This is a genomic window from uncultured Clostridium sp. (assembly GCF_947036855.1).
Lineage (GTDB): Bacteria > Bacillota > Clostridia > Clostridiales > Clostridiaceae > Sarcina.
This window is the reverse complement of sequence record NZ_CAMQRY010000164.1, coordinates 1-4589: the sequence shown is the minus strand read 5'-3', so window position 1 is coordinate 4589 and position 4589 is coordinate 1. Positions and strand designations below refer to the sequence as shown.

The 4589-nt window shown below is 29.6% G+C and carries 3 protein-coding genes; all 3 read right to left on the bottom strand.

Annotation, left to right across the window (positions count from 1 at the left end; translation table 11 throughout):
• Positions 1–139: 139 nt before the first annotated feature.
• Entirely contained in the window at positions 140–2863 is a 2724-nt protein-coding gene (locus tag Q0V15_RS11980; RefSeq protein ID WP_297439319.1) for a hypothetical protein, read from the bottom strand.
• Positions 2864–3243: 380 nt separating this feature from the next.
• Positions 3244–4113 (bottom strand): NAD(P)/FAD-dependent oxidoreductase, encoded by an 870-nt coding sequence (locus Q0V15_RS11975; RefSeq protein ID WP_297439317.1) that lies wholly within the window; start codon positions 4111–4113, stop codon positions 3244–3246.
• A 15-nt stretch (positions 4114–4128) separates the two neighbouring features.
• On the bottom strand, positions 4129–4440 hold the full coding sequence (trxA, locus tag Q0V15_RS11970; protein ID WP_297439315.1) for a thioredoxin: 312 nt from the start codon (positions 4438–4440) through the stop codon (positions 4129–4131).
• Positions 4441–4589 lie beyond the last annotated feature (149 nt).

Below are 4589 nucleotides of genomic sequence, written 5' to 3'. Positions count from 1 at the left end.
ATATAGCAACTTGTAACTGGATGCATGGAATTCAAAAAAGAAATGTCCAAAGTATAGGGCGACATGTTTTCTTTGAAGTATAAAAAACTAACTTAAAACAAAATGGTGTATGCAAATCAAATTGCATACACCATTTTTATTAGTCTAATATAGCACTTTTAATATCACTTAAATATTCTTCATTATTAATTCCATCTTCATATGCTACAACATACTCAATTTCATTAACTGACATTGGTCTTATATAAACCTTAGCTTTTTCACTTACTGAATCTATTGATAATCTTACTCTATCTAAATCAGCAGTTAAAAGTTTTCCTGTTTTAGCATCCGCAAGTGTTGTATAGTAAATCTCAAATCTACCAACTCCCGCATCTATAAATTCAATCCACTTTCCAAGCTCTATCTTCTTATCCATTACAAGCTCAAACTTTTTCATTTTAGCTACTCCAAGGAAGAATTTAAATTTAGCTTCTTTATTTACAACCTTTATTGTACCACCCTGTCTACTTTCAATTAGTCCAAAAGCAACTCCTGTTTTACCAGTTGGTTTTTCAAGGTTATTTCTATCTACTTCTATACCACGCTCTTCAAGTTTTTTATAAGCATCTTCTGTTCCAAGGGCTGGGAATATTTCAAATTCTCTTTTCCCTACACTTTCTTTTTCTATATATTTTGCAAATATGTTTTTAACAACTTCTGATTTACTAGCATTACCTGCAAGAAGTATATTAACTTTTGTATCATCTGCTATCTTTTCTGCCTTATATGAATCTCTTAAAGCTTCAAAGAAGTTTCTTACACCTTTTTCTATTCTCTCTTCTAAAATCTGTTCTATCATATTTAAATCAACTTTTAAAACTAAATCTATTAAAGCTCCATCTTCATTTCTATAAAGTTTCATATCAAGAGTTCCAGTATTATATATCTTTTCATAATTTTCTACATGTTCTGTTATAGGTCTTAAAAACTCCATAAGTTGACGCATATTTAATCTAGCTTCTTTTGAATTAGATAAAAGTATTTCTGAACCAGGGAATTTTTTGCACTCTGGAGGAAGAATAAATGCTACTCTATTTTCTCTTAAAACATCTGCATTTTCTTTATAAACTTCAAAAGCTAAAAGCTCAAGTAAATTTTCTCCACCAAGATATCTATCTCCACCAGCTCCAAAATGTTCTATGACATAATCAAATCTAGCTTCCCTTTTCTCATCAGCACATCTCCATATACCAAAATCAAAATCAGTTGTACCACCACCAAAATCAAAAACTCCATAACAAGCTTTTTCTTTCGCCTTTGGATTAAACTTATAAGCCTCCATAGCTGATATTGCATAAGCTGCTGGCTCATTAGCTCCCTCTAAAACACTAAAATCTTTCATAAATTCTTCATTTACAACAAGACTTTCTGGTATAGATTTCTTAAGTCCAGCTTCAAATGATTCAACAACTTTTGCCCTAACATCCCACTCATAAGTTACAGGGAATGATAAAATATAATCAACATAAACTCCACTGTGCATATTATTTATATAAGTTCCTATATAATAAGCATAAAGTTCAATAGGATTAAAATCTCCACCTTTAATTTCAAGGAATGGAGGTAAATCAAAACTATACCCTGCCTTATCTTTAATTCTTATCTTAGTATCACTGTTCCCACACCATTGTTTAAGTTCACTAAAGAATGAATAATAATCTTCACTACTACTTTTAAGCATACTTTCTCTTGCAGTATGTGAAACTGTCATATCACTCCACTTAGTTTTAGGTCTACCATTCTTCTCCATATAATCTTCCATAAAGCTTTCTATATCCATAAATTGCATAACAGTTGGATTTTCATATTGCTTTGAAGAAATAGCCTTCCCATAATCTCCTGAACCAATTCTCATAGGAATAGTATAATCATTATTCTCTTGATAAACTACAACAGTACTCTTTGTTCCAAAATCTATACCTACAACACCATTTTTCTTAATATCTGACATCGGATTTCTTGCAACAAGACTTTCATCAAGATTTATGTAAACCTCATCTTCTTTTTTATCAAGCCCTACACTATCCCAAAGTTCCCAATGTCCTCTATTTGGATCAGTAAGTAACTTCTCATCATAACCCTCAATAGTTGCTCTATACTTATCAAAGTTTAATAAATCAGTCTTAATCTCATCTATATCATTTTTAAATTCATAAGTTAAAGTTTCATTTTTTAAGTCAGCTAGTACACTTTCTCTATCAACAACAAGTTTTCCTTCTACTTCAATAATAGGATATGTAGCATTAAATCTTGTAATAAGCTCAAGGTCTGCTCTAAGTATAGATTCTACCGGTATAAGTTTTTCATCTAAAATAAACTTAACAACACCATTTAAAGTTTCATTTTCTATCTTTATAACAGGGAAAACAGCAGCTGGACCACTCCATATAAGTGGACTTTCAACTCTATATCTCTTACTTAGTCCGTTATCATCACATACTAAAAATCCTCTTGCACCATTTCTAAACTTAAGTTGATTATCATTTATTTTATTTGGATAATCATAAAAAGTTTTAAGAATTTTTTCTAAATCCTTAAACTTTGGAACACTCCATTTAAGTCCCTCAAATGAATATAATTCCTTATAATCTTCTAGCACAGTTCTTATTGGAATTAAGTGTGATATATTTACGTTATCAAAATATAGCGTATTAACTATTGTTATATACTTGTCCTTATTTACGTATATCTTCTTATTCTCAATCTCCATCCATTCCTGACTGTTTGAAGTTTCTTCTACAAACTTATCTAACGCACCTTGCATTTTATTAAACTGATATTCAATATTACTATAAATTTTTTCAATGTTTTTTGTTTCCATTACCTACAGCTCCTTAATCCTTCGTGAATAGATAGCTTTATAAATTTTTCCTACAAAACTTATAAAATTATCCTATTTAAAATTATTTTTAAAAAGTAATTGATTTCTTTTTCCTGTAAGACAATCCTTATCTTTTCATACAAATAGTATCATATAAAATATAATTTTATAAATCATATAAATTTCAATTAATTCACCTTATTTATTTAATCACTTATCAATAGATGCACCATTTTCTAATTTCACCTAAAATATTTTTATTTTTCCCCATACTTTTTATTAAATTTAATTTTTTTTCATCTTATACTAAGATTTAATATTCCTTTTTGCCCACAAATATCCAAATGCAAAAAAAAGAAGGAGAAACAATTAAGTTTCTCCTACTTTTTTGATGCAAGATTTGCAAGATATGATGCTGCACTAAGAGAAGCAATATTCCCCTCTCCTGCTGCTTTAATATATTGATATGGTTTTCCAACACAATCACCAGCTGCAAAACATCCTGGTAGATTAGTTTTCATAGTTCTATCAACTTCTATATGTCCATTCTCAACTTTTAAACCAGGAACTAATTGTCCTGGAGAAATTGAATCTTTTAATAGGAATATCCCATCAGTTTCAATCTCTCTATTTTTTAAAATAAGTTTATTTGCTTTAAATGCACCCTGTATTTCTACAGGCTTATCATTTACAATCTCAACATTCTCATTTCCTACGTAATCTGTTTTATACATAGGTATATAATAAACTTTTGAAGCAAGTTCTGAAACAAAATCTGTTTCCTCTTCTGCTTCTTTGTTATAACCAATTATAGTAACTATCTTTTCTTTATATAATGGAGCATCACAAGTTGCACAATACCCAACTCCTCTTCCTAGGAATTCTTCCTCACCTTTAAATGGTTTAGAATACTCAACTCCTGTAGCAAGAATTATTGATGTGGCTTCTATTGTTTCATTATTAGACATAAGAGCAAAATATTCACCCATTGAGTAAATACTATCTATTCTCTTTTCCGTAATTTCAATATCCATAGATTTTATATGTTCTTTAAACTGCTCACCTATTTCTTGCCCTGTCATCCCATAAAATCCAAGATAATTATTTATCTTTGGAGCTTTTGTTATTTTAGCACTTAAATTTTTATTCCCAAAAAGAATAAATGATTTATTTCTAATCTTAGCATTAAGTGCTGCTGAAAGTCCTGCAGGGCCACTACCTATTATTGCAATATCAAATCTAACCCCCATGTTACCTTCTCCTTACTAGTTATATTTGCTTAAAATATCTAATATTTCAGCCTTTGGTCTAAATCCAGCAAATCTCTCTACAAGCTCACCATCTTTAAAAATCATAACTGTTGGAATACTTTGAACTTGATAATCCATAGCTATGCTACCATTATCATCAACATCAACTTTTGTAAAACTTATTCCTTCAACTTCTTCTGCAAGTTCGTGAATAATAGGAGTAAGCATTTTACATGGTCCACACCAGTTTGCCCAAAAATCAACTAAAACTAAACCTTTTTTCTCTAAAACTTCCTCTTTAAAATTACCTTTTATTTCTTTTACCATTTTACATACCTCCAAAACCCTTTAATGGGTATTCTACTTTCTTATTATCATTTTACCATATTATCGTAATTAAGTTAAATTACATTATATTCACATAGCCTTTTAAATGTGCTTACACAAATATTATATCCATTGCTCTTTATTTTTAT